At 61.9% G+C, this 22,180-nt stretch carries 25 protein-coding genes and 1 tRNA gene; 11 read left to right on the top strand and 15 right to left on the bottom strand.

Features of this window, described 5'->3' with window-relative positions; genetic code table 11:
* Positions 1 to 989: 989 nt before the first annotated feature.
* Together CAG22_RS23970 and CAG22_RS23965 are read right to left on the bottom strand one after the other, a co-directional pair.
* A complete protein-coding gene (locus tag CAG22_RS23970) occupies positions 990 to 1,694 on the bottom strand; it encodes an SDR family oxidoreductase (protein ID WP_085590913.1) in 705 nt (234 codons plus the stop codon).
* Positions 1,695 to 1,792: 98 nt separating this feature from the next.
* Positions 1,793 to 2,686 (bottom strand): LysR substrate-binding domain-containing protein, encoded by an 894-nt coding sequence (locus CAG22_RS23965; protein ID WP_025339684.1) that lies wholly within the window; start codon positions 2,684 to 2,686, stop codon positions 1,793 to 1,795.
* Between the two features lie 217 nt (positions 2,687 to 2,903).
* On the opposite strand from CAG22_RS23965, the gene CAG22_RS23960 reads away from it, so the two are divergent.
* Positions 2,904 to 4,118, top strand: coding sequence for an aldose 1-epimerase family protein (locus tag CAG22_RS23960; RefSeq protein WP_085706313.1), 1,215 nt, complete (start codon positions 2,904 to 2,906; stop codon positions 4,116 to 4,118).
* A gap of 315 nt (positions 4,119 to 4,433) precedes the next feature.
* On the opposite strand, the gene CAG22_RS23955 is transcribed toward CAG22_RS23960, so the two are convergent.
* The 3 genes from CAG22_RS23955 to CAG22_RS23945 all read right to left on the bottom strand — a co-directional run bounded on the left by CAG22_RS23955 (position 4,434) and on the right by CAG22_RS23945 (position 6,834).
* Entirely contained in the window at positions 4,434 to 4,670 is a 237-nt protein-coding gene (locus CAG22_RS23955; protein ID WP_075045625.1) for a hypothetical protein, read from the bottom strand.
* 218 nt (positions 4,671 to 4,888) lie between these two features.
* Positions 4,889 to 5,899, bottom strand: a complete 1,011-nt coding sequence (adhP, locus tag CAG22_RS23950) for an alcohol dehydrogenase AdhP (RefSeq protein ID WP_075045624.1) — start codon at positions 5,897 to 5,899, stop codon at positions 4,889 to 4,891.
* Between the two features lie 260 nt (positions 5,900 to 6,159).
* Positions 6,160 to 6,834, bottom strand: coding sequence for a polysaccharide lyase family 7 protein (locus CAG22_RS23945; RefSeq protein ID WP_085706312.1), 675 nt, complete (start codon positions 6,832 to 6,834; stop codon positions 6,160 to 6,162).
* A 260-nt stretch (positions 6,835 to 7,094) separates the two neighbouring features.
* Here CAG22_RS23945 and CAG22_RS23940 point away from each other — a divergent pair, with 260 nt between their 5' ends.
* A complete protein-coding gene (locus CAG22_RS23940) occupies positions 7,095 to 7,292 on the top strand; it encodes a hypothetical protein (protein WP_075045622.1) in 198 nt (65 codons plus the stop codon).
* A 1-nt stretch (position 7,293) separates the two neighbouring features.
* On the opposite strand, the gene CAG22_RS23935 is transcribed toward CAG22_RS23940, so the two are convergent.
* Together CAG22_RS23935 and CAG22_RS23930 are read right to left on the bottom strand one after the other, a co-directional pair.
* Positions 7,294 to 7,707, bottom strand: a complete 414-nt coding sequence (locus CAG22_RS23935; protein WP_025339679.1) for a DoxX family protein — start codon at positions 7,705 to 7,707, stop codon at positions 7,294 to 7,296.
* Positions 7,708 to 7,810: 103 nt separating this feature from the next.
* Positions 7,811 to 7,895 (bottom strand) — tRNA-Leu (locus tag CAG22_RS23930).
* A 199-nt stretch (positions 7,896 to 8,094) separates the two neighbouring features.
* On the opposite strand from CAG22_RS23930, the gene CAG22_RS23925 reads away from it, so the two are divergent.
* Genes CAG22_RS23925 through CAG22_RS23910 form a run of 4 tightly spaced genes read left to right on the top strand, consistent with a single transcriptional unit; the run spans position 8,095 to position 11,387 of the window.
* Positions 8,095 to 8,370, top strand: coding sequence for a hypothetical protein (locus CAG22_RS23925; RefSeq protein ID WP_025339678.1), 276 nt, complete (start codon positions 8,095 to 8,097; stop codon positions 8,368 to 8,370).
* A 42-nt stretch (positions 8,371 to 8,412) separates the two neighbouring features.
* Positions 8,413 to 9,570 (top strand): nitrogen regulation protein NR(II), encoded by a 1,158-nt coding sequence (locus tag CAG22_RS23920; protein ID WP_085706311.1) that lies wholly within the window; start codon positions 8,413 to 8,415, stop codon positions 9,568 to 9,570.
* A gap of 6 nt (positions 9,571 to 9,576) precedes the next feature.
* A complete protein-coding gene (locus CAG22_RS23915) occupies positions 9,577 to 11,022 on the top strand; it encodes an ATPase domain-containing protein (RefSeq protein ID WP_025339676.1) in 1,446 nt (481 codons plus the stop codon).
* 11 nt (positions 11,023 to 11,033) lie between these two features.
* Positions 11,034 to 11,387, top strand: coding sequence for a response regulator (locus CAG22_RS23910; protein WP_013973192.1), 354 nt, complete (start codon positions 11,034 to 11,036; stop codon positions 11,385 to 11,387).
* 45 nt (positions 11,388 to 11,432) lie between these two features.
* Here the strand turns inward: CAG22_RS23910 and csrA are convergent, their stop codons facing one another.
* From csrA to CAG22_RS23875, 8 genes are all read right to left on the bottom strand, one after another.
* Complete coding sequence (csrA, locus tag CAG22_RS23905; protein ID WP_004375914.1) at positions 11,433 to 11,630, bottom strand: carbon storage regulator CsrA; 198 nt, start codon at positions 11,628 to 11,630, stop codon at positions 11,433 to 11,435.
* Between the two features lie 253 nt (positions 11,631 to 11,883).
* A complete protein-coding gene (locus CAG22_RS23900) occupies positions 11,884 to 12,906 on the bottom strand; it encodes a DNA topoisomerase IB (protein WP_085590921.1) in 1,023 nt (340 codons plus the stop codon).
* A 57-nt stretch (positions 12,907 to 12,963) separates the two neighbouring features.
* The gene (gene modC / locus CAG22_RS23895; RefSeq protein ID WP_085590923.1) at positions 12,964 to 14,055 is read right to left on the bottom strand and encodes a molybdenum ABC transporter ATP-binding protein; all 1,092 of its coding nucleotides are present in this window, start codon (positions 14,053 to 14,055) and stop codon (positions 12,964 to 12,966) included.
* A 1-nt stretch (position 14,056) separates the two neighbouring features.
* Positions 14,057 to 14,737 (bottom strand): molybdate ABC transporter permease subunit, encoded by a 681-nt coding sequence (modB, locus tag CAG22_RS23890; RefSeq protein ID WP_085590925.1) that lies wholly within the window; start codon positions 14,735 to 14,737, stop codon positions 14,057 to 14,059.
* Positions 14,737 to 15,495 (bottom strand): molybdate ABC transporter substrate-binding protein, encoded by a 759-nt coding sequence (gene modA, locus CAG22_RS23885; RefSeq protein WP_085590927.1) that lies wholly within the window; start codon positions 15,493 to 15,495, stop codon positions 14,737 to 14,739. The genes modB and modA overlap by 1 nt, the downstream gene beginning before the upstream one ends.
* Positions 15,496 to 15,678: 183 nt before the next feature.
* A complete protein-coding gene (locus tag CAG22_RS23880) occupies positions 15,679 to 16,767 on the bottom strand; it encodes a nitronate monooxygenase family protein (protein WP_085706310.1) in 1,089 nt (362 codons plus the stop codon).
* 38 nt (positions 16,768 to 16,805) lie between these two features.
* Positions 16,806 to 16,976: a hypothetical protein gene (locus tag CAG22_RS28585; protein WP_013973186.1), complete on the bottom strand. Its 171-nt coding sequence runs from the start codon at positions 16,974 to 16,976 to the stop codon at positions 16,806 to 16,808.
* 7 nt (positions 16,977 to 16,983) lie between these two features.
* Complete coding sequence (locus CAG22_RS23875; RefSeq protein WP_004375922.1) at positions 16,984 to 17,286, bottom strand: DUF1883 domain-containing protein; 303 nt, start codon at positions 17,284 to 17,286, stop codon at positions 16,984 to 16,986.
* Positions 17,287 to 17,446: 160 nt separating this feature from the next.
* Here CAG22_RS23875 and CAG22_RS23870 point away from each other — a divergent pair, with 160 nt between their 5' ends.
* The 5 genes from CAG22_RS23870 (at position 17,447) to gorA (ending at position 22,127) form a co-directional block, all read left to right on the top strand.
* Positions 17,447 to 17,806, top strand: coding sequence for a hypothetical protein (locus CAG22_RS23870; RefSeq protein WP_085590931.1), 360 nt, complete (start codon positions 17,447 to 17,449; stop codon positions 17,804 to 17,806).
* A gap of 77 nt (positions 17,807 to 17,883) precedes the next feature.
* Positions 17,884 to 18,534 (top strand): cytochrome c, encoded by a 651-nt coding sequence (locus CAG22_RS23865; RefSeq protein WP_085590934.1) that lies wholly within the window; start codon positions 17,884 to 17,886, stop codon positions 18,532 to 18,534.
* The gene (locus tag CAG22_RS23860; RefSeq protein WP_075045613.1) at positions 18,531 to 19,445 is read left to right on the top strand and encodes a c-type cytochrome; all 915 of its coding nucleotides are present in this window, start codon (positions 18,531 to 18,533) and stop codon (positions 19,443 to 19,445) included. Before CAG22_RS23865 ends, CAG22_RS23860 begins: the two co-directional genes overlap by 4 nt.
* A 298-nt stretch (positions 19,446 to 19,743) precedes the next feature.
* Positions 19,744 to 20,583: a UTP--glucose-1-phosphate uridylyltransferase GalU gene (gene galU / locus CAG22_RS23855; protein ID WP_013973181.1), complete on the top strand. Its 840-nt coding sequence runs from the start codon at positions 19,744 to 19,746 to the stop codon at positions 20,581 to 20,583.
* A 188-nt stretch (positions 20,584 to 20,771) separates the two neighbouring features.
* On the top strand, positions 20,772 to 22,127 hold the full coding sequence (gorA, locus tag CAG22_RS23850) for a glutathione-disulfide reductase (protein WP_085706309.1): 1,356 nt from the start codon (positions 20,772 to 20,774) through the stop codon (positions 22,125 to 22,127).
* Positions 22,128 to 22,180: the final 53 nt, after the last annotated feature.

Raw genomic sequence — 22,180 nt, 5'->3', positions numbered from 1 at the left:
AGCGATAATCCACAGGCCAAGCTGTCGGCCGTGATCAACTAAACGGCAAGCTCAATGGCCAAAGCCATGATGAGTTACACCACTTCCCGGGACACGATCTCCACCATTCGAAAGCCCCGCAGATTAACGTCTGCGGGGTTTTTCTTTGTGGGTTGAAAAAAACTACGAGTTCCGAAACTGCAGGCACACAGATGGGATGGAGGGTCGGGTTGGTTGTGGGCCTGGTAGGTCGTGAATAGCGTTCGGATGAAGTCGCCTAGTGCGCTGATGTAAGCAATTGCCTTAGAATGCTCGCCTTGCACCCCTCAAAGGAATGAATACGTGGTGAGCAATAACGCAATCTGCTGCCCGCAATGCCAAGGTCAAAACGTCCAGCTTCTGTCTATCATCCATGCTGCTGGCACTTCTCACATACAAGCAACCCACCAAGCGCAATCCCAATCCGGATTCGGACCAAGCGTGACCGTTGAAACTTCAGGTCGGCATCAGACCAATTTGGCGGCAAGCGTCGGTCCACCTCCAGGTAAGCGCTTGCTTGGCCCGGTCATCCTTACAGGGGTTGGCGCAATCATCTTGTACGATGGCCTCAAGCTTATGAACACGTTCTGGGGCGTTGATTGGACCAGGTTCTTCATAGGCGCGATATTTATCACCGTCGGTGTAATTGGATTCGTTCGCCACTGGAAATTCAACGTCGCACAGTACGACAAATTGGAAGAGTGGCGCCGCACTTGGATGTGCCACGCTTGTGGCACTCGATTCATTCCGTAAACGGTATCGAGAGGGCACCTGCGGGTGCCTTTTCTTTTGGCAGAGCTGTTCAGTATTGCGCTAGAGGAGGGGAACGATGCCGGACGCTATCGTCCCATGGCATCCCTATCAGCGAACCCTTGATCAGCCGCGCCCATATGGTCTGAAACAGATCGTCCAGCATGAAAAAACCATGTTCCATGAAACGAGGGCCGCAGCAATACTGCGGCCACGGACGATCAAATGCTGCGTGTTACGCCGCCATCGACCCTGATGTTCTGCCCGGTGATGTAGGCCGCGCCTTCGCTAGCAAGGAACGCAATGGTCGCAGCGATTTCTTCGCTGGTGCCGTAGCGCTTGAGCGGCACGCTGTCGCGGCGTTGCTCGGTGCTCGGCAAGCTGTCGATCCAGCCAGGGAGGACGTTGTTGATGCGCACGTTATCGCCGGCGAAATTGTCGGCGAAGATCTTGGTGAACGCGGCAAGGCCCGAGCGGAATACAGCAGAAGTCGGGAACAGCTCGCTGGGTTCGAACGCCCAGGCAGTGGAGATGTTGATGATCACTCCGCTCTTCTGACGCTGCATGTAAGGCGTCACCAGGCGAGTCGGGCGAATGACATTGAGCAGGTAAGTATCCATGCCCTTGTGCCAATCCTCGTCGCTGATTTCCAGGATTGGCGCGCGTGGACCATGGCCGGCGCTATTGACCAGCACATCGATACGGCCCCACTTCTCCACGACAGCGTCGACCAGGCGTTGCAGGTCTTCAACCGACTGGTTGCTACCGGTTACACCAATACCGCCGAGTTCGGCAGCCAACGCCTCGCCCTTGCCCGACGAGGAGAGAATCCCAACCTTGAAGCCGTCGGCGGCCAGGCGTCGTGCTGCCGCTGCGCCCATGCCGCTGCCACCTGCCGTGATAATCGCAACTTTTTCTACTGACATGCTGCCTCCAATCTCTCAGTGTGGATTTTTCAGGTGCATTCACCTTAGCAGCAGGCCTATTGGCGAGGGAGACAGCTAAACTTCACTATTGCGATAGATTAACTATCGACAGCTTGTTGCTTGAGCCAGTGTTGGACGACGCTCAATGAGTCCGGCTGTTTCATCTTGCGTGGCCAGACCAGATAAAACGACTTGTCGACCCTGAGTTGCTGGGTAAAAACCTGCATCAGTCGGCCTGCGGCAATGTCATCACCGACGAATGCAGGGCTGGCCAAGGCAATGCCCTGGCCGCTGATTGCCGCTTCAATGGCCAATGAGGTCTGATTGAAGCGCAGATTTCTGGCGGTGGGTTGCAGGTGATGCGGGAACAGCTCTGCAAGGAACTGAGGCCAGAAATTATGGGCATCGTGCAACATGACGAAGTCCTGCAACTGCGCAAAGCTGGCAGGTATTTCGCTGCCTTCGAACAGCCTTGGGCTGGCCACCGCAACGATTCGCTGCTCCATCAGCAGCTCGCTATTCAAACCTGCTCCGAACTCGGGCTTGCCATAGCGGACAGCGATATCCACACCATCGGTGCTGAAGTGCGACAGCCGGTCGGTTGCCAGCACACGCAAGTCGATGTCTGGGTGGCTCTGCGCAAAATTGCCCAGCCTGGGAATCAGCCATTTCGAGGCGAAGGTAGGTGTAACGCTGACTGTCAAGTGAGAAGTCTGTGGCCGAAGCAGGCGTGTTGCCTCGTCGATCATGGCCAGTGCACTGCGAATGCTTCCGCTGTAGCCCAGGCCCGCATCAGTCAACGCCAAGCCACGGGGCAGGCGTTCAAACAAACGCAGATCCAGGCTCGCCTCCAGCCCACGTATCTGCTGGGCAACTGCCGCCTGGGTCACGCCCAGTTCCTCGGCAGCCACACGGAAGTTCAAGCGGCGAGCCACCACTTCAAAAACACGCAACGCGTTCAGCGAGGGCAAATCAGGGAAACCGTCTGGCATGGCAATCAAGATTCTATCGAGTTCGGCAATTGTTCTGTCTCTCTGATGCTTTCACAAGGTTGATAACCTGATCGGGCTCGAAAGATTCACTGGGCCGAGGCTACTCCCTGAAACTAGCTAAAGAAACCTGTGCCAATCGAAAGCATCGCTAGGCTAGCTTGCTGAAACGTTTCTTCGTGTCTATAAAGGGGAACAACTCCAAGAAAGGCAACCTGTCATGCCCCTCCTCAAATTCTTCGTTGCTCTCGGCGCCCTGTCCGCAGCCTCCCACACCATGGCCTGGGATTACGTTCTGCTCGACACCGATAAAGCCGCCCAGAACTGGCAGATCACCAGCCAGCAACTTGGCGTAAAAACCGACAAGCCCTTCAGCGTTACCTTGCGCACCTTGCACGGAGGCCGGCAAGAGGGTGTCAGCATCGTCGACATCGATAACGGTACGATGAAACTTTCAGTAGTGCCGACCCGCGGAATGAACGTTTTGCAGGCGTCGGTCGGCAATGTGCGCATGGGCTGGGATTCGCCGGTCAAGGAAGTGGTCAACCCGTCCTTCATCGAACTCAATGGGCGCAATGGCCTGGGCTGGCTGGAGGGCTTCAACGAACTGGTCGCCCGCTGCGGTTACGAATGGGTCGGCCACCCCGGCGTCGACAATGGCGAGTTGCTGACCCTGCACGGTCGGGCCGCCAACATACCTGCGAACAAAGTCACCCTGCACATCGATGAGAAACCACCATACGCCATCAGCCTGCGTGGCGAACTGAAAGAGCAGGCGTTCAAGAAGGTCGACTTCTCCGTCGTGACTGAATTGGTCACCGAACCGGGCAGCGTGATGTTTGTCCTCAACGACACCCTGACCAACAACGGCGATTATCCGAAGGAATACCAGGCGCTGTATCACAGTAACTTCAGCACCCCGTTTCTGGAGCAGGGCGCTCGGTTCGCCGCGCCAGTGAAACAGGTGTCGCCGTTCAACGACAAGGCAAGGGAAGATCTGGCCGATTGGCAAACCTACCGAGCGCCCACCAAGGACTATGACGAAACGGTTTATAACGTGGTGCCGTATGCCGATGACCAGGGCAATACGTTGGCCGTGTTGCATGACAAGGCTGGCAGTCTGGGCGTTTCGGTCGGCTTCAATACTCGGACATTGCCTGTATTTTCACTGTGGAAAAATACCGATACCCAAGGCCAGGGTTATGTGACCGGGCTCGAGCCGGGGACGAGTTTTTCCTACAACCGCCGTTACCAGCGGCCACTGAACCTGGTGCCGACAATCGGACCGAAGGAACACAGGCAGTTCCACATCAGCTACAGCTTGTTGGCGGACAAGGTGGCAGTGGACAAGGCCTTGAAGCAGGTTGGCCAGATACAAGGAGGGCGCGAAACCGAGGTGCGGCAGACGCCATTGGTTGATGTGACCAAGGGGTAACGCCGGCCAGGGCCTGTCGGCCTCGTCGACTAGTCAGAACTATCAAGTTATTGGTTTCATGCCTTTGCTGAAAGGCTGCATTCGACCGGTTGCTGCCGGTGAGCAGAACAGCAATCTCTGTGGGAGCGGGCGCGCCCGCGAAGAATCAAACGCGGAGACTGGCACCGGCTGCGCCGGTGTTCGCGGGCACGCCCGCTCCCACAGAGTGCGCATGGCACTCACAACATCAGTTTTTTCAGTGTCCGCTTTGGGTCGATAGCTGTCTGTCGCCTACGGCCGCAGCATCCATCGCCCGCCGCTCCGTCCATTCAAACGCTAGCCTTCAGGCGGGGATATCCCGCAAACGAATTCATCCGATCCCAGGCGGTGCGAGCCGAACTCCACAACATAGCCAACCCCGCGGCGCTCCGCCTCGGCCCTGGCAGTCTTCTGGTCGGCATAAACATCGACGAAATGCCAGGGATGCCGGTCTCTCAGCACGCCCCATCCAAGCACCCAGCCGTCATTGTCCGGATCGGGTGGCAGGTTTTTCGCCAAGCTGCGGATGCCCATACATTGACCTCGATGTGCTAGCCAGTTTGCGGCTTGCGAAGCAACTACAAACCACGACTTGGATAAAACCGTATATGAAGCATAGCGCTTACCCGAAACCAGAGCCCAAGGTGCACCCATTGGTTCGCTTTACAAGGGGCGGAAGCCATCTCTGACCGCCCGCGCTCGAATGCAGCAGGGTAGCGTGTGCTGCACCAACAGCCAGCGCACATGGGCCATCACCCCTCGAACTGAATCACCATCCGCCCTTTGATCTTGCCCTCCAGCATCTCTTCGAAGATCTGGTTGATATCCTCGATCGGCCGCAGGGTCACCTTCGGCACCACTTTCCCTTCCGCCGCAAACTGGAAAGCTTCCTGCAGGTCCTGGCGGGTACCGACCAGCGAGCCGATCACTTCGATACCGTCCAGCACCAGCCGAGGAATGTTCAGGTTCATCGCTTCCGAAGGCAGGCCGACCGCAACCAGGCGGCCACCCGCACGCAGGGCATCAACGGCCGAGTTGAAGGCAGCCTTGGCAACGGCGGTAACCACGGCGGCATGGGCGCCACCGGTCTTGGCCTGGATGACCTTGGCGGCATCCTCGGTGCGTGAGTTGATGACCAGGTCGGCGCCCATCTCGCTGGCGAAGCGCAGTTGCTCTTCGTTGACGTCGATGGCGATCACTTTGGCGTTGAAGACGTTCTTGGCGTATTGCAGGGCAAGGTTGCCCAGGCCGCCGAGGCCGTAGATGGCGATCCATTGGCCAGGGCGGATGTTGGAGATCTTCACTGCCTTGTAGGTGGTGACGCCGGCGCAGGTAATGCTGCTGGCGGCAGCGGAGTCGAGCCCGTCGGGCACTTTTACCGAGTAGTCGGCCTTGACGATGCAGGCTTCGGCCATGCCGCCGTCCACGGTGTAGCCGGAGTTCTTCACTTCGCGGCACAGGGTTTCGTTGCCGCTGTTGCAATACTCGCAATGCCCGCAGCCCTGGTAGAACCAAGCCACGCTGGCGCGGTCGCCCGGTTTGAGCGAGGTGACGCCTGGCCCTACTGCCTGGACCACGCCGATGCCTTCGTGGCCTAGCACCACACCGGTCTTGTCACCGAAGTCGCCATTTTTCACATGCAGGTCGGTGTGGCACACACCGCAGCATTGCATCTTCAGCAGCGCTTCACCGTGCTCGAGGGGGCGCAGGGTTTTCTCCACCACATCCACGCGACGGCCTGGTGCAACAACAGCAGCTTTCATAGGAGCCTCCGTGTCTATCCGAATGAGCTTGGGTTATCGCCGGGGTTAGCATAGCCCTTGCCGGGTGGGGCAAAACTGCTTCAGGTCATGGTCTGGGGTGGGAGGCTTGTACGCAGCAGGGCCCTGCAGGTTTCTGCGTAGGGCTCGCCACAAAAAGAAAAGCCCGCGGCAATAATGCGGCGGGCTGCAAGAACATACGGAGCAGGGCCAGTGTGCCCACCCGGATGTCAGTATTTCGTGAAGGTCAGGTCATGAGCATGTCATGCATGGCTCAGTTCCAGTTGGCTGATGACGCACACCGAGCCGTCCTCGGCAGGCGTGTCGTCGGTGTAGTCCACCTGGTTGTATACCCCACCATGGAAGTTGAGCGAGCGCGTCGCCCAGGTCGCACCCAGTTGCAGAGGCGATGTGCTGCCAATACGGCCGTTGCAGCTTGCACTGACCGTGCAGGCGCCGTTGTTCGTCACGTCGATGCTCACATCGAAACGGGCACCGAGCGGTACGTCGGCCAGCACCGTGCTGCTGCTTGTGGCCGTCTGGTTGAAGTCGGTCCGGAAGCCCACGGTGATCTTGCCCTTGTTCCAGAACACCTTGATGGGCGGGTTGTCGTCGTCTTTGACGTGCATCTGGGCAATCACCACTTTTTGCGCAAAGTTCACTTTCTGCAGTGTCATGGTCTGGTGATTGCGGTGTCGGGCGCCGCTGTTCAGTGCCCAGTATGTGGGCTCCTTCCACTCACAGCGGGTGCGGTGGGTGCTTTTGCTGGAGGCGCCCTTGGTGGGGGCGGTCATGCGGATCGAGCCGTCGCTCAGGCGGGCGATGACTTCGGGCAGGGTCGCCAGCGCCTGGGCGCCGGTCAACTCCAGCGCCACCGGGTTGGTCGCGGACTTCGGCACGGGAGTGGTGATGATGAGGTTGTCGATATACACAGCCATGGGCTTTCTCCTTGAAAAACGACAGGACCTGCATCATTTGCGAGCCTGGCCAGCATGGGCGCAGTTCACTGTGATTTGCCAAGGCTGGACGAAGGGAAAACCCAGGGGATAAAAAAGCCCGCCATGGAAGGCGGGCAAGCAACGTTTGAAGGGAGAGCCTGCAGAGTGGACCCGGCCGGTTAACCGAGCATTAAGCGGTAACGCATTGACCTGCGCAGCCGATCAGCCTATACAGGCCTGCCACCAGCCCAGGAGCCAGCATGCACGACGAAGACGACCTGCACGAACCCGAGCACGATCACCTGCTTGACCACGAATTCCTCTACGACGATTTGGAGCCTGAAGCGGATGCCCAGGGTGCCGAGGACGAGGTTGAGGAAGACGAGGAAACGCTGGATGACCTCGATGACGAGGAGCGCGATCACCCAGCCTGGTTCGACGACTGCGAAGACGACTGACTCAGCGCCCGTCTACCGAAAAACGCCCAGGGCCGCTCACTGCCAGCATCAGCAGGCCGCCCATGATGCTGAGGTTTTTCAGGAACTGGGTCATGTTGGCGCTGCGCTCAGGGTCGACCATGCTCCAGAACGGGTGACCCAGCAGCGCCGTGCCCAGCACGAACAGCGCAAGCAGGAAGGCCAGCGGCCGGGTGTAGAAACCGAGGATCAGCAGTATGCCGACGACGAACTCCATGAGCACGGCAACTGCCGCTGCCAGCATGGGGGCAGGGGCGCCCAGTGAAGTCATGTAGCCGACCGTGCCTTCGAACCCGGTCAGCTTGCCCCAGCCAGACAAGACGAACAGGATCATCAGCAGCACACGGGCAATCAGGATAATGATGTCGCGTTGACCATCGAACAGGGAGTAGCGCATGGCGGCGTTCCAGTGGACGGGTACAAGCTCCACTCTAGCAGCTGCGCAATGGATTGCTGGCGGGCAGCAAAAAGGCGCCGCAAGGGCGCCTTCGCAAAGAATTTGGTGCGAGTGGCGGGACTCGAACCCGCAAGGCTCACGCCGACAGATTTTAAGTCTGCTGTGTATACCAATTCCACCACACTCGCACGCTTGAAGGGGTCGTGACGACCAGCTCGCTTCTAAGCAGAAGGGCTTCGCAATCAAGCGCGCTTTATAACCCATTGTTATAGTTGAGTCAACCACAGCACCTATGATCAACAGAGTGAAGGGTCGATCGAATGGGCAATTGACACCTTGCTGTCATTACGCCACTGTTGCCCCTTTATTGGATCCAAGAGTGCGGTGATGAATCAGTCCGGTACTTCCGAGCGTATCGTACGCCCACGGCTGTTCTGGCGACTGTTGTTCGTGCTGGTAGTCGTGTTGGGGGCGTTTCTCTACCTCAGCCTGATCAGCCTGGGCGGTTACCTGCTGATGCTGGGGTTCGATGCCGAACACCCTCAACCGCAGCGCCTGATGGCCCTGGCCGGTGGCGGGCTTATCCTGCTGGTCGGGTTGTGGCTGCTGAAAGTGGCGATGCCGCGGCGCATCAGCCCGGTGCTGGTTGAGCCAGAGCGTTGAACCTCGCCCTATCTTCCCTCCTGCCGTACCGGTGGAGCTCGCATGGTTTCAGCTGACTGCCTCGACCACCCTGTCATGCCTGCCCACCGCTATGAACAGCTGGTTCAGTCGGTGGTGGATTACGCCATCTACATGCTCGACCCGTCCGGCCATGTGGTGTCGTGGAACGCAGGCGCGCAACGCATCAAGGGGTACCGTGCCGATGAAGTGATCGGCCAGCATTTCTCGTTGTTCTTCACCCCGCAGGATTGCACCGAAGGCCGCCCGGAGCGCTTGCTGCGCCAGGCGCTGGAGCAGGGCGTGGCGCAGGATGAAGGCTGGCGCGTACGCAAGGATGGCACGCAGTTCTGGGCGCTGGCCGCGCTGGATGTGATTCGCGATGACCAGGGCCAGGTCGTCGGCCTGGCCAAGGTGACCCGGGACATCACCGACCGTCGCGAGTCGGCGCTGCAACTGGACGCGGTGCGCGCCCAGCTGTTCCAGGCACAGAAGCTGGAGGCCCTCGGCCAGTTGACCGGTGGCCTGGCGCATGACTTCAACAACATGCTGACCATCATCATCAGCTCGGCGCGCCTGGCGCTGGCCACACAGGACCCGGCACGCGCCCAGCGCATGCTGCAGCATATTCTGGAGGCCGGGCAGCGGGGCACCGAACTGACCCAGCAGTTGCTCAGCTTTGCCCGCCACCGCAAGCTTGATGTGTCTTGCGTCGCCCCGGCGAACCTTATTGCCGCCACCCGTGGTCTACTGGAGCATGCGCTGCCCGCTTCGATTGACCTGGAGGTTGTGCTGCAACCGGACCTGCCCCTGATCGAAGTGGATGCCGGGCAATTGCAGATGGTGCTGCTCAATCTGTTGTTCAATGCCCGCGATGCCATCACGGGGCAGGGCCGGATCGGCTTGACCGTCGATGTGGTCGAACTGGCCGGCGAGGTGGAAGGCCTGCACGGCGGGTTTGTGCGTTTCGAGGTGGAAGACAGCGGCGAGGGCATCGCGCCAGCGGTACTGCCGCGGATTTTCGAACCGTTTTTCACTACCAAGCCCTTTGGCAAGGGGACTGGCCTGGGCCTTAGCCAGGTGTATGGTTTTGCCAGGCAGAGCGGTGGTGCCATTTGCGTGGACAGCGAGCCCGGCCGGGGAACTTGCATGCAGCTCTACTTGCCAATCTATCAGCAGGCGGACAGCCAACTCGACAGGTAGAACACCATGGCACAGGCACTCAGGCGGCTGGTGACGGGGATCGATGGGCTCGATGCGTTGCTCCAGGGTGGCCTGGTGGCTGGCGCGTCCTACATCATTCAGGGCCCGCCGGGCGCGGGCAAGACCATCCTCGCCAACCAGCTGGCCTGCGGGCATGTGCGCGGCGGTGGCAGGGTGCTGGTGGCTACCTTGCTGAGCGAGTCGCACGAGCGGCTGTTCCAGTACCTGGCGACCTTGGAGTTCTTTGACCCGGCGCTGGTCGGCGACCCGATCCAGTTCGTCAGTGCTTTCGACACCCTGGAGCAGGAAGGCCTGGACGCCGTGGTACGGCTGCTGCGCCAGGAAATCGCCCGCCAGCAGGCCAGCCTGCTGATCGTCGATGGTGTGCTCAATGCCCGGGTGCGTGCGGAAACAGCGCTGGACACCAAGAAATTCGTCTCCGAACTACAGGGCCATGCGGCCTTTGCCGGTTGCACCGTGCTGCTGCTGACCAGCGCCCGGCTGGAAGAAGGCAGCCCGGAGCACACCATGGTCGACGGCGTGATCGAACTGGGCGAGCAACTGTTCGGCAGCCGCGCCGTGCGCCATATCCAGCTGCGCAAGACACGGGGCAGTGCGGCGTTGTCGGGGCGCCATGAATGCCTCATCGATGGAGCCGGCATGCATGTATACCCGCGCCTGGAGTCGCTGTTCAGCCACCCCAGCCAGGCGGGCAGCGCCACCTTGGAGCGCGTCAGCAGCGGGGTGGCGACCTTGGATGAAATGCTCGGTGGCGGCCTGGCCACCGGCTCGGTCAGCCTGCTGATCGGGCCCTCGGGTATTGGCAAGACGTCATTGGGCCTGGCTTTTCTCGGTGCCAGCAGCCCGCAGGCGCCGGGGCTGCATTTCGGCTTCTACGAAACGCCGGAGCGCCTGCGAATCAAGGCCGCGTCGCTGGGTTACGATTTTGCAGCCATGGAGCAGGGCGGCAGCCTGCAGCTGTGCTGGCAGCCGACCACCGAGGGCCTGCTGGACCAGGTCGGTGCGCGCCTGCTCGAGCGAGTCGAAGCGCAAGGCAGCAAGCGCGTGCTGATCGACAGCCTGGGGGCGTTCAGCCGCCTGGCCATCGACCCGGCGCGGCTCAATGCGTTTTTCCGCGCCCTGGCCGGCGAGCTGCGCGCGCGCGATGTCAGCGTGATGCTCACCTGGGAAATGCGCGACATTTTCGGCGCGGAAATCAGCGCCCCGGCCCCGGACCTGTCGAGTATCGTCGACAACCTGATGCTGATGCGCTTCGTCGAGCTGGATTCGCAGTTGCGGCGCATGCTGTCGATCCTCAAGGTGCGTGACAGCCACCATGACCCTGCCTTGCACGAGCTGCTGATCGGGCCGCAAGGCATTACCCTGCGCAAGGCGTTCGAAGGCGCCTGCGGTGTGCTCTCGGGAACGCCGGTGCCGCAGGGGAGCGGGTGACGGGGCGGGCGATGAATACCATCCTGATCGTCGATGACGAGTACCTGATTGCCGACATCCTCGGTTTTGCCCTGGAGGACGAAGGTTTTCTGGTGGAAAAGGCGAGCAACGGCTGCAAGGCGCTGGAGGCACTGAAGGAAAAGCGCGTTCAGCTCGTTATCACCGACTACATGATGCCACTGCTCAACGGTGAGGAGCTGGTGCGCTCGATGCGTGAAGACCCGGCCTTGAGCGAGTTGCCGGTCATCCTCATGAGTGGCGCGCAGGCCAACCAGGGATGCCCGGAACTGTTCGCCGCGGTGTTCGACAAACCGTTCGACATGGACTGTATGATCGCCAAGGTGCACGAACTGCTGGGCACCTGAGGCGCGGGGCGATCAAGCGCGTCCGTGCGGCTTGAAGCAGGTCGCTCAGTGCGAGTCGTCGTGCTTTTCCGGGGCTGGGCTGCCAGCCTGGATACGCTTGAAGATCTCTTCGCGATGGACCTGGACGTCTTTCGGTGCATCGATACCGATCCTCACCTGCATCCCTTTGACGCCCAGAATGGTGACTTTGATGTCATCGTTGATGACGATGCTTTCGCCAACCTTGCGGGTGAGTATCAGCATGTAGTTCTCCTTGGTGATGTAAAAGTCCGTCGGGCTAGTTGCCACGGCGGCGGGAGCTTGTCCCTCTTCCTTCTCATTAAAGACGCTTTCGGCGGATAGTAATTCCCCGACAGACAAATTCTGTTGCGTGTCTTCAGTCGCAGGTGCCGAAGCAAACCGCCAGCGGTTTGTCGGCCAAGGTGCTCGGTGGCAAGAATAGGGGGCTTGGCGGCCAATGGGAAATTTCTTCGCATCATGGTCTGAATAGACCGGGTTAATGGTCATCCTGTTCCTCGAGTGCCTGAAGAAATAACAGCAAGGCTACTTCTTCACGGTCCAGGCCTTTGCGTACACGGTTCTTCGGCAAGTTGGCCAGGCGCCCCAGGGCATAGTGTTCAAGTACAGCCGGGTGGATGTAGCAGCGCCTGCACACCGCCGGCGTGTTGCCCAGGCGTGATGCTACCTGGCGAACGATGGCGGCGACCTGGCGCTTGGCTTCGCTCTCGGGTTCCCAGGCCAAGGGCCTGAGCAGGTCCAGGGCCAGGCTGCTGCCGGCCCAGGTGCGGTAGTCCTTGGCGGTGAAGTCGGCGCCGGTCAGCTGCTGCAGAAACTGGTTGACCTCGCTGGAGCCGACACTGTGGCGCTGGCCGTCGTCGTCCAGGTACTGGAACAGCGCTTGCCCGGGCAGCTCCATGCAGCGCTTGAGCAGGTTGGCCAGGCGCCGATCGTTGAGGCTGACGTTATGCTCGACGCCACGCTTGCCGCGGAACTGGAAGCGGATGCTGCTGCCCTTCACCTCGACATGGCGGTTGCGCAGGGTGGTCAGGCCATAGGACTGGTTTTCACGCAGGTAGCGCTGGTTGCCGATGCGGATCAGGGTGTGGTCCAGCAGGCTGACCACCAGCGCCATTACCTTTTCCCGGTCCAGGCCTGGCCGGGCAAGGTGGGCGTGCAGTTGTGCACGCAGTTTCGGCAGGGCCTGGGCAAACGCCAGCATGCGCCCATACTTGTGCTGGTCGCGTACTTCGCGCCACTGCGCATGGTAGCGGTATTGCTTGCGGCCACGGGCATCGCGACCTGTCGCCTGCAGGTGGCCTTGCGGGTCGGCGCAGATCCACACCTCGGTATAGGCCGGGGGGATTACCAGTGCAGCGATGCGGGCGAGGGTATCGCTGTCGCGCACCCGCTGGCCGTCGGCATCCAGGTAGATGAAGCGCCCCCGCCAGCGCCGCCGGGTCAGGCCCGGCTGGCTGTCGTCGACGTAGTGCAGGGAGCGCGGCAGGGGGCAGTCAAGCATGGCTGGCAGGCCTCGATCAGGTCACTGATCAATGGACACCAGCCATGGGGCCGATGCTCAGCCCAGCAACGCCACCGACTTGATCTGGGCGAACAGCACCTGGCCCGGGTGCAGGCCGAGCTGGTCTGCCGAGAAGCGGGTGATGCGTGCGAGCAAGGCGTTGCCGCCGGCATCCAGGCTGACCAGCACATGGGCCGGGTTGGAGGCCGGGCGGCTTTCGCGCACGCGCACTGGCAGGCGGTTGAGAATGCTCGAAGTGCTGTCGGCTGCCAGGGCCAGGCTGACGTCACGAGCCTGTACCTTGACCCGCAAGGTGCTGCCCATCGCCTGGGCCGGGTGGGCGATACGCAACAGCGGCCCATCGTTGCCGGGCAGGCGCAGGTCGAGCAGGTCGTAGTGCGGGTCGTGCCCGACCACCAGGCCCTCGAATACCACACCGGCATCCTCGCCCTCGGCCAGCGACAGGTCGAGACGGGCCAGGGTTTCGCCGATCGGGCCGCTGGCCACTGCCTGGCCTTGCTCCAGCAACACCAGGTGGTCGGCCAGCCGCGCCACTTCCTCCTGGGCATGGCTGACATACACCAGCGGGATGTCCAGTTCGTCGTGCAGGCGCTCCAGATAGGGCAGGATTTCGCGCTTGCGCGGCCCGTCGAGGGCAGCCAGCGGCTCGTCCATCAACAGCAGGCGCGGGCTGCTGAGCAGGGCGCGGGCAATGCCCACCCGCTGCGCCTCGCCACCGGACAAGGTTGCCGGCCGGCGTGCCAGCAAGTGGCCGATACCCAGCAGCTGGCAGGCCTGGTCGAGGCTGACCTTGCGCTCGGCAGCGGCCACCCGGCGCCAGCCGAACTCCAGGTTGCCGCGTACCGACAGGTGCGGGAACAGGCTGGCCTCCTGGAACACGTAGCCCACCGGGCGCAGGTGTGGTGCCTGGAAGTAGCCACGGGCGCTGTCTTCCCAGACTTCGCCGTTGACCTCGATGTAGGCGCTGGCGGCCCGTTCCAGCCCGGCCAGGCAACGCAGGCAGCTGGTCTTGCCAGAGCCGGAGTGGCCGAACAGCGCGCTGATGCCGCGCCCGGGCAGGTGCAGGTCGACGTCCAGGGTGAAGTCGTCGCGCGCCAGTTTCAGGCGCGCCACAATCGATGCGCTCATATCAGCTCCAGCCAGCCTTGCCGCGGCGCCCAGCGTACAGCAGGAGCAGCACCAGGAACGAGAACACCAGCATGGCACCTGCCAGCCAGTGTGCTTGCGAATAGGCCATGGCCTCGACATGGTCGAAAATCTGCACCGAGACCACGCGTGTCTTGTCGGGGATGTTGCCGCCAATCATCAACACCACGCCGAACTCGCCCACGGTGTGGGCGAAACCGAGGATGCTGGCGGTGATGAAGCCCGGGCGGGCCAACGGCAGCACCACGTGGACGAAGGTGTCCCAGGGGCTGGCGCGCAGTGTGGCGGCCACTTCCAGCGGGCGCTGGCCAATGGAGCCGAAGGCATTCTGCAGCGGCTGGACCACGAACGGCATGGAGTAGATCACCGAGCCGATCACCAGGCCGGTGAAGCTGAACACCACGCTGCCCAGGCCCAGCGCCTGGCTCGCCTGGCCCAGCCAGCCATGCGGGCCGAGGGCAATCAGCAGGTAGAAGCCGATCACCGTGGGTGGCAGCACCAGCGGCAAGGCCACTACCGCGCCCACCGGCCCGCGCAGCCACGAGCGCGTGCGCGCCAGCCACCAGGCGATGGGCGTGCCGACGATCAGCAGGATCAGGGTGGTCAGGCTGGCCAGTTTCACGGTCAGCCAGATGGCACCCAGGTCACTGGCGTCCAGTGGCATCAGATTTCATAACCGTAGGATTTGATCACAGCCGCGGCTTTCGGGCCTTTCAGGTAATCGACCAAGGCCTTGGCGGCGGGGTTGTCCTTGCCTTTTTCGAGGATTACCGCGTCCTGGCGGATGGGCTCGTGCAGGGAGGAGGGCACGATCCAGGCCGAACCGCTTTCGACCTTGCCGTCCTTGTAGATTTGCGACAGGGCAACAAAGCCCAGCTCGGCGTTGCCGGTGGAGACGAACTGGAACGCCTGGGTGATGTTCTGACCTTCGACCAGCTTGGGCTTGGTGGCTTCGGTCAGCTTCAGCTTGCCCAGCACCTGGGTGGCGGCCAGGCCGTAGGGAGCGGTTTTCGGGTTGGCGATGGACAGGTGCTTGAACTGGTTCTTCTTCAGCACTTCGCCGTTGGCGTCGACATAGCCGGGCGTGGCCGACCACAGGGCCAGGGTGCCGATGGCGTAGGTGAAGCGCGAGCCCGGGACAATGGCCTTTTCCTGCTCGAGCTTGGCCGGGGTGCTGTCGTCGGCAGCCAGGAATACCTCGAACGGCGCCCCGTTCTTGATTTGTGTGTAGAACTGGCCGGTGGCGCCATAGGCGGCGACCAGCTTGTGGCCGGTGTCTTTTTCGAAGTCTTTGGCAATGGCCTGGATGGGGGCTGTGAAGTTCGCTGCGACCGCGACCTGGACTTCATCGGCCCAGGCAGTGTTGAAGGCGAGCAGGCTGGCCAGGGCGGTGGCAGCCAGGTGGAACGGGCGGATACGCATGAAGACAGTTCCTTGGGGGTTATCGTTATAGCCTGAACTATATAGCGATAGGCCATGGGCCGGGAAGGGGGCAAGGTCATGCGTAAGCAGGCCAGGCCCTTTCGCGGGTAAACCCGCTCCCACAGGGTCGCCCCAATATTCGAATTGTGGGAGCGGGTTCACCCGCGAAGAGATCAGACCTGCTTATGCAGACGCCTGGCGGCCGACCACGGCCAGCGCCTTTTCGGCAATCTCCCGGGTCAGCTCGCCCGCCGGCGTATGCCTGCCCAGCCGCAACGCCTGCCCCGACCACAGGTTGCTGAAATCGCTATTGCCCTGCGGATCCGTAATCGCCCGCAAAGGCATCAGCGCTCCGCCGGCCAGTGGGAAGCGCGGCGCAAGGTCGCTCATCGGCCCCAGCTCGCGCATGATGCGGTTGTTGATGCCGCGCGCCGGTCGGCCGGTGAACAGGTTGGTCAGCGCCGTGTCGCTGGCGGGCGCGCTGTCCAGGGCCTGGCGATGCGCCGGCGAGACCTTGGCTTCGGGGCAGAACAGGTACGCTGTTCCGATCTGCACTGCCGAAGCACCCAAGGCCAGTGCCGCCAACAGGCCGCGGTGGTCAGCAATGCCGCCGGCGGCAATCACCGGCACGCTGACCGCATCGGCCACCTGTGGCACCAGGGCGAAGGTGCCGATCTGGCTGGTGATATCGTCGCTGAGGAACATGCCGCGATGGCCGCCTGCTTCATAGCCCATGGCAATGATCGCATCACAGCCGTGGTGCTCCAGCCACACGGCTTCCTCTACGGTGGTGGCGCTGGACAGCACCTTGGCACCGCTGGCCTTTACCCGTTGCAGCAGGTCGGGCTGGGGCAGGCCGAAGTGGAAACTCACCACCTCCGGGCGCAGTTGCTCGACCAGCTGGCAGCTCTGTTCGTCGAAAGGCGCGCGGTTGGACACCGGTGTGGGCGCCGCGAAGTCTGCGCCCACTTCGCTGTAATAGGGCTCGAGCGCCTGCTTCCAGCGTGCATCGCGCTCGGCATCGGGCGCTGGCGGCTGGTGGCAGAAGAAGTTCAGGTTCAACGGGCGGCCCGGGCAGCCGGCGCGGAAGGCGGCGATCTCGGCGCGCACCTGGTCGCCCGTGAGCATGGCGCAGGGCAGGGCGCCCAAACCGCCCGCCAGGCCCACGGCAATGGCCATGCCCGAGCCCGTCGCACCGGCCATGGGGGCCTGCAGAATGGGCAACTCGATGCCCAGCAGGTCGAGGATGCGGCGGTCGGGCCAGTGGCTCATGCGGTTCTCCTTGCGCGGGCGAGCGGTGCGGCGGGGGCTTACAAGGCTTTGCTGACCTGGATGTCGCTGATCTTCTCGGCGTCTTCGCCGTGAATCTTGCGCAGGGCTTCCAGGGCTTGTTCGAGGGAGGCGTCGGGCATCAGTGCGAAGTCCCAGCGGCGCTGGCCGTCGAGCTTGTACTTGATGACGTACTTGGTGGTCTGGGTCATGGTGGCCTTATCTGAGTTTCGACGATGAACGACGGACGATCTTGATCTTGTGGGTCAAGGTTGGCTTGCGGGTGACCGAGATCGGGCGGGTTGTCACGGTATCGATGGTGATGTTCCAGAAACCGGTGCTGGGCACGGTGATCTTCGCCGGGAACTTGTCGAAATGGCCACCGTGGTAGGTGTGACGGCCGCCGTTCTTGAAGCTGCGGAAGTTGGCGTCGTTCATCAGGCGGATGTTGCAGCGCTGGGAGCACTCGATGACGACGATGTCGTCCTCGTTCAGGTGCTCGCGCTGGTGTACGAATTTCATGTGATGCTCCGCAAGGATTGGTTCTGCAAAGGCGAAAGATACCACGATGTCGGGTTACACTGCCGCGCTGTTCCGCCAGGCGTAGATAAATCTGCCAAAGCAGGGAGCAAAACGGCCTGGCTGTGGTCGAAGCGGATTCTTGAAGGCAGAGGTGCTGCAAATGAAGTGGATGGTGGCGGCGGTGGCGGTGACGCTGGGTGGCTGTGTGAGTGTTACGGAACTGGAACAGTCGCGCGAAACGCTTGATGTAATCTCGGGCAAGTCCCCACGCGCGTATGCCGATTGCGTCAAGCAGAAGCTGGCCGATACCCGCGACCCGCTGGTGGAAGAGCAGCGCGGCGATGGCCTGCGGCTGATCGTGCCGCAGAAGATCAGCTCGGGCGTGGGCCCGGCGGCGCTGGTGGATATCGACAAGCGTGGCAGCGGCAGCAGCATCAAGCTGCACGAACGGCTGAACAACTTCCCGCTGCGCCTGGGCGACGTGCGCACCGCAGCCACCCAATGCATCTCCGGTAGTTGATCCAGGGCAACTGATCACGGTCCTTTTGCTTATATGTTTTAGGCCTAAGCATATAACAATAGAAAAGGAGATTCGTGATGACACCGCTGAGTCGCGTCGTGATCGGCAGCCTGCTGATCCTGGCCTGGCCCGCGGCGCATGCCGCCGATGGCCAGAAAGTCTTCACCCAGGGCGGGGCCAACCCCGCCGCCATGGCTTGCCTGGGTTGCCATGGCCCGGACGGCAAGGGCATTGCCGCTGCCGGCTTCCCACGCCTGGCCGGGCTGCCGGCCGCTTACCTCAGCAAGCAATTGCATGATTGGCGCAACGGCAGCCGCAAGCAGCCGGTGATGGAGCCGCTTGCCAATGCCCTGAGCGAGGATGAGATCGAGGCGGTCAGCACCTATCTGGCCAGCCTGCCGGCAGACCCTGCAGGCGACCTGCGTCGCCAGCAGATTGCCGATGACCCCACCACCCGCATGGCCCTGTACGGTGACTGGAGCCGGCAGATTCCTGGTTGCGTGCAATGCCATGGCCCGGGCGGTGGCGGGGTTGGCGAACACTTTCCGCCCTTGGCCGGCCAGCCCGCCAGTTACCTGGTGGCGCAGCTCAATGCCTGGCGGGACGGCACCCGCAGCAATGACCCCAACCAGCTGATGGTCGGTGTGGCCAAGGCCATGACCGATGACGAGATCAAGGCCGTTGCCGAGTTCTTCGCCCGCCCCGCCAGCCAGGAGGTCAAGCCATGAAACCGATGATTCCAGCCCTGCTGCTGCTGGCCATGGGCAGCGCCCAGGCCGCCCAGATCGCCATGGAAGACCAGTCGCAGTTGAAAGTGCCGGGTGTGCAGGCCGCGCCGCAGTTCGTGCCGCCAGCGGAAAGCGAGTTGCCTGACAATGCCTTTGGCAAGATGGTGCGCGAGGGGCATGCCTTGTTCGTCGACACCCGCAGGTTGATGCCTGAGGCCGTGGGCAATGGCATGAACTGCAGCAACTGCCACCTTGACCAGGGGCGGCTGGCGCATTCCGCGCCGATGTGGGGGGCGTACCCGATGTACCCCGCGTACCGCAAGAAAAACGACAAGGTCAACACCTACGCCGAGCGTATCCAGGGCTGCTTCCAGTTCAGCATGAACGGCAAGCCGCCTGCGGCAGACAGCCCGCAGATGACGGCGCTGTCGGTGTATTCGTACTGGCTGTCGACCAAGGCGCCGACTGGCGTGGAGATTGCCGGGCGAGGTTACCCGGAGGTGCCGCAACCCAAGGGCGGGTACGACTTCAAGCGCGGCCAGCAGGTTTATCGCGAGCAGTGTGCGATCTGCCACGGCGACAACGGCGAGGGGCAGAAGGTGGCGGGCGAGTATGTGATGCCGCCGCTGTGGGGCAAGGACTCCTACAACTGGGGCGCCGGCATGCACCGCATCAACACCGCGGCGTCGTTCATCAAGTACAACATGCCGCTGGGCAAGCCGGGCAGCCTGAGTGACCAGCAGGCCTGGGATGTGGCGGCCTGGGTCAACCGCCATGAACGGCCGCAGGACCCGCGGCTGGTGGAAGGCTCCATCGAGAAGACGCGGGTGAAGTTCCATGCCAATGACGGGGTGAACCTGTATGGGCAGAAGGTCGATGGGGTGTTGATCGGGCAGGGCACGGGTAGCTGATTGCCTGCCAGGGCCCTATCGCCGGCAAGCCAGCTCCCACAGGTCTCTGCGTAGCTTTTGAAAACTGTGCAGTCCTTGTGGGAGCTGGCTTGCCGGCGATAGGGCCAGTACAGGCAACCCTGATTTCCTGTCATCCAACGGTCATGGATGACAGCAATATTTACGATCCCTCGGAACTATCTACACTGGGTTATCTCTATCTTCCCATCGATCGGCCACAGGTAGGGCATTGTAAGGTGACTGCCGCCTGATTAGACTGCGCCGAATTCCACAGGCCTAGCCTTTTGTAAGGACGTATATGATCAAAAAATGCTTGTTCCCGGCAGCCGGTTACGGCACCCGCTTCCTGCCCGCTACCAAAGCCATGCCCAAGGAAATGCTGCCGGTGGTCAACAAGCCACTGATCCAGTATGGCGTTGAAGAGGCACTGGATGCCGGTCTGAACGAGATCTCCATCGTCACCGGGCGCGGCAAGCGTGCTTTGGAAGACCACTTCGACATCAGCTACGAGCTGGAAAACCAGATCAAGGGCACCGACAAGGAAAAATACCTGGTTGGTATCCGTCGTCTGCTCGACGAGTGCTCGTTCTCCTACACCCGCCAGACCGAAATGAAAGGCCTGGGCCACGCCATCCTGACTGGCCGCCCGCTGATCGGCGACGAGCCGTTCGCCGTGGTGCTGGCGGACGACCTGTGCGTGAACCCGGAAGGTGACGGCGTACTGACCCAGATGGTCAAGCTGTACAACCAGTTCCGTTGCTCGATCGTCGCCATCCAGGAAGTCGATCCGCAGGAAACCAACAAGTACGGCGTGATCGCCGGCGACATGATCCGTGACGACATTTTCCGCGTCACCAACATGGTCGAGAAGCCAAAGCCGGAAGATGCCCCGTCGAACCTGGCGATCATCGGTCGCTACATCCTGACCCCGGACATCTTCGACATCATCGCCAACACCGAGCCGGGCAAAGGCGGCGAGATCCAGATCACCGACGCCCTGATGCAACAGGCGCAGAACGGCTGCGTGATCGCCTACAAGTTCAAAGGCAAGCGTTTCGACTGCGGTGGCGCCGAGGGCTACATCGACGCGACCAACTTCTGCTTCGAGAACTACTACAAGACTGGCAAGGCTTACTGATAAGCCGCTACTTGTATCAAAGCTGATAACTGGGGCTGCTTTGCAGCCCTTCGCGGGCACGCCCGCTCCTACAGGTACTGTGCAGGCCTTCAAGGTTGCGCCGGTACTGTGGGAGCGGGCGGGCCTGCGAAGGGTCGCAAAGCGGCCCCAGTGCGTTATGCTGGGCGCCTGCCTAGGGGAGTGAATACATGGCCTACGATTTTGATCTGTTCGTGATTGGTGCCGGGTCCGGCGGTGTGCGCGCGGCGCGGTTTGCCGCCGGCTTCGGCGCAAAGGTGGCAGTGGCCGAGAGCCGCTACCTGGGCGGTACCTGCGTCAACGTGGGTTGCGTGCCGAAAAAACTGCTGGTGTACGGCGCACACGTCGCCGACGAACTGGAGCAGGCCGCAGGCTTCGGCTGGACCCTGGAAGAAGGGCATTTCGACTGGGGCACCCTGATTGCCAACAAGAACCGGGAAATCGAGCGCCTCAACGGTATCTACCGCAACCTGCTGGTCAACAGCGGGGTCACCCTGCTGCAGGGGCATGCGCACCTGACCGGTGCCAATGAAGTGGAAGTGGATGGCCAGCGCTACACCGCCGAGCACATCCTCATCGCCACCGGTGGCTGGCCACAGGTGCCGGACATTCCGGGCAAGGAACTGGCCATCACCTCCAACGAAGCCTTCTACCTCAAGGACCTGCCACGCCGGGTGCTGGTGGTGGGCGGTGGCTACATCGCCGTCGAGTTCGCCGGCATCTTCCAGGGCCTGGGGGCGGCTACCACGCTGCTGTACCGTGGCGACCTGTTCCTGCGTGGTTTCGACGGTTCGGTGCGCACGCACCTGAAGGAAGAACTGGAAAAGCGCGGCCTCGACCTGCAGTTCAACGCCGACATCCAGCGCATCGACAAGCTCGAGGACGGCAGCCTCAAGGCCACCCTCAAGGATGGTCGCGAGCTGGTCACCGATTGCGTGTTCTATGCCACCGGCCGGCGCCCGATGCTGGACAACCTGGGCCTGGAAAACACCGGTGTCGAACTGGATGCACGCGGTTACATTCGGGTTGACCAGCAGTACCAGACCACCGCGCCGTCGATCCTGGCCATTGGCGACGTGATTGGCCGCGTGCAATTGACTCCGGTGGCTCTGGCCGAGGGCATGGCTGTGGCCCGGCGCCTGTTCAAGCCCGAGCAATACCGCCCTGTGGACTACCAGAACATCCCCACCGCAGTATTCAGCCAGCCGCCCATCGGCACCGTGGGCCTGACCGAGGAGCAGGCGCTGGAGGCCGGGCACAAGGTGCAGGTATTCGAGAGCCGCTTCCGTGCGATGAAACTGACCCTGACCGACATCCAGGAAAAAACCCTGATGAAGCTGGTGGTCGATGCCGAGACTGACAAGGTGCTGGGCTGCCACATGGTTGGCCCCGACGCCGGCGAGATCATCCAGGGCCTGGGCGTTGCCCTGAAGGCCGGTGCGACCAAGCAGCAGTTCGACGAAACCATTGGCGTGCACCCGACCGCTGCCGAAGAGTTCGTGACCATGCGCACGGTCACTCGCTGATGCCACTGGCCTCATCGCCGGCAAGCCAGCTCCCACAGGGATTGCACAAGTGC

The sequence above is a fragment of the Pseudomonas sp. B8(2017) genome (assembly GCF_002113575.1).
Taxonomy (GTDB): domain Bacteria; phylum Pseudomonadota; class Gammaproteobacteria; order Pseudomonadales; family Pseudomonadaceae; genus Aquipseudomonas; species Aquipseudomonas putida_Z.
Note: the sequence above shows the minus strand (reverse complement) of the source record. Positions and strands in the feature narration are given on the sequence as shown.

Bases quoted from the DNA above. Each gene is read 5' to 3' on its own strand.
- CAG22_RS23970 (WP_085590913.1), bottom strand. From the start codon at position 1,694: ATGTCAGTAGAAAAAGTTGCGATTATCACGGCAGGTGGCAGCGGCATG.
- CAG22_RS23965 (WP_025339684.1), bottom strand. From the start codon at position 2,686: ATGCCAGACGGTTTCCCTGATTTGCCCTCGCTGAACGCGTTGCGTGTT.
- CAG22_RS23960 (WP_085706313.1), top strand. From the start codon at position 2,904: ATGCCCCTCCTCAAATTCTTCGTTGCTCTCGGCGCCCTGTCCGCAGCC.
- CAG22_RS23955 (WP_075045625.1), bottom strand. From the start codon at position 4,670: ATGGGCATCCGCAGCTTGGCGAAAAACCTGCCACCCGATCCGGACAAT.
- adhP (WP_075045624.1), bottom strand. From the start codon at position 5,899: ATGAAAGCTGCTGTTGTTGCACCAGGCCGTCGCGTGGATGTGGTGGAG.
- CAG22_RS23945 (WP_085706312.1), bottom strand. From the start codon at position 6,834: ATGGCTGTGTATATCGACAACCTCATCATCACCACTCCCGTGCCGAAG.
- CAG22_RS23940 (WP_075045622.1), top strand. From the start codon at position 7,095: ATGCACGACGAAGACGACCTGCACGAACCCGAGCACGATCACCTGCTT.
- CAG22_RS23935 (WP_025339679.1), bottom strand. From the start codon at position 7,707: ATGCGCTACTCCCTGTTCGATGGTCAACGCGACATCATTATCCTGATT.
- CAG22_RS23925 (WP_025339678.1), top strand. From the start codon at position 8,095: ATGAATCAGTCCGGTACTTCCGAGCGTATCGTACGCCCACGGCTGTTC.
- CAG22_RS23920 (WP_085706311.1), top strand. From the start codon at position 8,413: ATGGTTTCAGCTGACTGCCTCGACCACCCTGTCATGCCTGCCCACCGC.
- CAG22_RS23915 (WP_025339676.1), top strand. From the start codon at position 9,577: ATGGCACAGGCACTCAGGCGGCTGGTGACGGGGATCGATGGGCTCGAT.
- CAG22_RS23910 (WP_013973192.1), top strand. From the start codon at position 11,034: ATGAATACCATCCTGATCGTCGATGACGAGTACCTGATTGCCGACATC.
- csrA (WP_004375914.1), bottom strand. From the start codon at position 11,630: ATGCTGATACTCACCCGCAAGGTTGGCGAAAGCATCGTCATCAACGAT.
- CAG22_RS23900 (WP_085590921.1), bottom strand. From the start codon at position 12,906: ATGCTTGACTGCCCCCTGCCGCGCTCCCTGCACTACGTCGACGACAGC.
- modC (WP_085590923.1), bottom strand. From the start codon at position 14,055: ATGAGCGCATCGATTGTGGCGCGCCTGAAACTGGCGCGCGACGACTTC.
- modB (WP_085590925.1), bottom strand. From the start codon at position 14,737: ATGCCACTGGACGCCAGTGACCTGGGTGCCATCTGGCTGACCGTGAAA.
- modA (WP_085590927.1), bottom strand. From the start codon at position 15,495: ATGCGTATCCGCCCGTTCCACCTGGCTGCCACCGCCCTGGCCAGCCTG.
- CAG22_RS23880 (WP_085706310.1), bottom strand. From the start codon at position 16,767: ATGAGCCACTGGCCCGACCGCCGCATCCTCGACCTGCTGGGCATCGAG.
- CAG22_RS28585 (WP_013973186.1), bottom strand. From the start codon at position 16,976: ATGACCCAGACCACCAAGTACGTCATCAAGTACAAGCTCGACGGCCAG.
- CAG22_RS23875 (WP_004375922.1), bottom strand. From the start codon at position 17,286: ATGAAATTCGTACACCAGCGCGAGCACCTGAACGAGGACGACATCGTC.
- CAG22_RS23870 (WP_085590931.1), top strand. From the start codon at position 17,447: ATGAAGTGGATGGTGGCGGCGGTGGCGGTGACGCTGGGTGGCTGTGTG.
- CAG22_RS23865 (WP_085590934.1), top strand. From the start codon at position 17,884: ATGACACCGCTGAGTCGCGTCGTGATCGGCAGCCTGCTGATCCTGGCC.
- CAG22_RS23860 (WP_075045613.1), top strand. From the start codon at position 18,531: ATGAAACCGATGATTCCAGCCCTGCTGCTGCTGGCCATGGGCAGCGCC.
- galU (WP_013973181.1), top strand. From the start codon at position 19,744: ATGATCAAAAAATGCTTGTTCCCGGCAGCCGGTTACGGCACCCGCTTC.
- gorA (WP_085706309.1), top strand. From the start codon at position 20,772: ATGGCCTACGATTTTGATCTGTTCGTGATTGGTGCCGGGTCCGGCGGT.